The following is a 3,129-nucleotide window of genomic DNA, read 5'->3' as shown; positions in this document are numbered from 1 at the left end:
AGATTACTTCCCATATATTTCAAAATGTTATTTGAAATGGTAAGTCCGAGACCGGTTCCTCCATATTGTTTACTGATAGAACTGTTTTCCTGAGTAAAAGCATTAAAGATATGCTGCTGTTTTTCTACAGGAATACCAATTCCTGTATCCCTTACAGAGAATCGTAATTTTATATTTTCATCGTCTAAATTCAGCTTTTCCACTTTAAGCTCTATCTCACCGTGTTCTGTAAACTTTACAGCATTCCCGAGTAGATTGATCAAAATCTGCTTCAATCGTGTTTCATCGAGGCAGATTATATCAGGCAATCCCGATTCAATATTCAAAAGAAGTTCGATATTTTTTTTCTGAGACTGATAAAGAACCACATTGATGACCTGGCTCACCATGTCGTAAACATTGGCTTTCTCTATCAAAAGATCCATTTTTCCAGATTCAATTTTAGAGAAATCAAGAATGTCATTAATAATGTTCAGCAGGTTTTCGCCTGACTCATTAATGTAATTGAGATACTGCGTTTGTATTTCATTTAACGGAGTTTGAAGCAAAAGATCAGAAAACCCGATTACCCCGTTCAGCGGTGTTCGTATCTCATGGCTCATATTGGCTAGAAACTCTGATTTTGCCTTGCTTGCCGTATCTGCTATTTTTTTAGCATTTTTCAATTCCTCATTTATCCGCACGGCATTTGTAATATTCTGTACGGAAATAATTAAACCTCCTACTTCATCTTCTGTGAGATACCATGGCCCTACTTTAAGGTCGTAATGCTGAATTTCCTGATGACCGTCTACCTTTAACTTAAAGTCTGCCTTTATGTAGGTTTTACCCAGCAGGGCGTTTTCATAGATTTTTTTTCTTTCTTTGGGAATATCCGGAGATACAGTAAACAGATTATTTCCGATAATATCTACATCATTCATATTGAATTCTTCTCTCCATTTGTTGCTTACAGAAACATAATTAAGGTCTTTATCAAACATGGCGAGAGGAATCGGAACATCGGTTACAAAAGACTGCATCATGGCTTCTTTTCTGGTAACTTCCAGGAACATTTTTTTGAAGGCATCAATATCCTGAATGATTCCGAAAACCCTGTTGCAGACTTCACCCTCAAATTCCGGGATTCCTTTTACCCTTACCCAGATCGTAACGCCATCATAACGGACAAGCTGAAATTCTTCGTCAAAGGGAATTCCTTTTTTTAAGGCCCTGTCGAAAAGATTTTTCATTCTTTCCCTGCTATCTTCTTTATAGAATCCGATGGCATTTTCTAAATCCGGCTGGAAATTATTTTTTATTTTATGAATTTCTTTCGTACTCTGAGACCAGAACACCTTGCCGGTTTTCATGTTGACTTCCCAGCCTCCCACTTGTGCTACAGCACTCGTTTCCTCAAGAATTGTTTTAGTGTAAAACAAATCTTTTTCTAATTTATCCCTGCGGATAAGGTCAGATTTTATTTGTGTGTAGAAAAAAATTGTAACAACAATGGCTACAACGGAAGAAAAAATGATGAATAAAACTGTTGATTTAGAAGATCGGTTCAGATCTTTATTTTTGATAGCCAACTGAACTTCCTCATGTTTTACAAATTCCTGAACCAGTGTACGGCACCTGTCCATAGCGGTCTTGTTTTGTACAAGTTCTTTTGGGGTCATTAATATTCCCTTTCTACGCTTCTCAATTAGCAAGACATCCCCATCCATCATCATGTCTGAAGTACGCAAGAGTTCATTGATGAGCTTAATTTGATGTTTATCTTTAATATCCAGCCTGTTTTTATTAGAAATAAGTACTGGATATTTCTTCAGGCTTTTATTAAAGGGGTCAAGGAAATTTTCCTGACCTGTAAGCTGGTATCCTCTAATAGCTGTTTCTGCATCCAGCAGAAGATTTAAAACATCTTTTACCAAACTTATAGATTCCTTACTTTTTAAAAAGCTTTTCCTGTTCGCCATCTGCTTCTGTACGCTCACATAGGAGGCTATAGAACTCGCAATCAGCAGTAATAAACACAGTACGACTCCAATCTGAAGATTTCTTATAATTTTTTTCGGCATCAAAAATTAGTTTAATGGTAGTGTAAAATAAAAGTTTATCGGTAATATGTTTAATGTATAACTATTGCATACGGCTTTTGAAATTATTCTGATGATAAATATTTAATATTTTTAAAAAAAAATGTGTTATTATTTATGCTAAATCTTTTATCAATTGTATTCCTATTGTTATTTCATGTATGATTTCACGCTCCATAACAGTATAATCCATGTTGTCTTCAATGCGTTTCTCCCAACTGGAGGTTTGATCTGTAAGCCTGATTAAACCCGCAGTTCCGGCAGTTCCTCTCAGCTTGTGAAGAATTTTCTTTAGCTCTTCGGTATTTTTTTCTTTTACCGCTAATTTTATATTTTCTTTAGCCTGATTAAGCCCCTGTATCACTAAGTTTAAAAATATTACTTTAAAATCTTCATCATCACCCATCTGCTCGTTCAGAAGATTTATATCCAAATAGGCCTCCGGTTGTGGTGGGTTTTCTGACAATGTCTGAACGCCAGTGCCAATATGTTTTTTCAACATTTCCAAAAGATCGTTTTGTCTGAGAGGCTTGGGCAGGAAATCATTCATTCCCGAATCCAAACATTTTTCTTTTTCACCAAGTACATTTCCTGCTGTAACCCCAATAATCGGAATTGTGGAGTATTCCGGTAACAGCCGGATTTGCTTCGTGGCTTCTATGCCGTCCATTACAGGCATTTGTACGTCCATCAACAGCAGATCAAAAAGCTGGTTCCGGCATTGTTCTAAAGCCTGCAAACCGTCAGTTGCTTCTGCTAACCTTACATCGGGAATCAATGATTTCATCATCCTGTTATTCAGAACCATATTCACCGGATTATCATCAACAAGCAACACACGAGGAGAAGTCATGAGCAGGGAAGGTTCTTCTGTCTGCAATCGTTTGTGGGCAACTGCCTCTTTTTCTGAACTTTTTATTGCCCGTCGCAAGGTTTTGTACAGTTCTTCAGACTTAATAGGTTTAAGCAGAAAATAGGAGTTTTCTTCCTTCTTGAAAGAATTGATCACGTCATGTTCTTCAGAAGAGGTGTGAAGGATAACAAGAGG

At 36.8% G+C, this 3,129-nt stretch carries 2 protein-coding genes; both read right to left on the bottom strand.

What is annotated here, in order from left to right:
• Positions 1 to 2,063, bottom strand: a 2,063-nt coding sequence (locus BCL90_RS00260) for a histidine kinase dimerization/phospho-acceptor domain-containing protein (protein WP_121281973.1), incomplete at its 3' end; no start/stop codon positions are given.
• 133 nt (positions 2,064 to 2,196) lie between these two features.
• Positions 2,197 to 3,129 (bottom strand): response regulator (locus BCL90_RS00255; protein WP_121281972.1); only part of this gene is annotated, 933 nt, incomplete at its 5' end.

This window comes from Pedobacter alluvionis, assembly GCF_003664035.1.
Lineage (GTDB): Bacteria > Bacteroidota > Bacteroidia > Sphingobacteriales > Sphingobacteriaceae > Pedobacter > Pedobacter alluvionis.
Note: the sequence above shows the minus strand (reverse complement) of the source record. Positions and strands in the feature narration are given on the sequence as shown.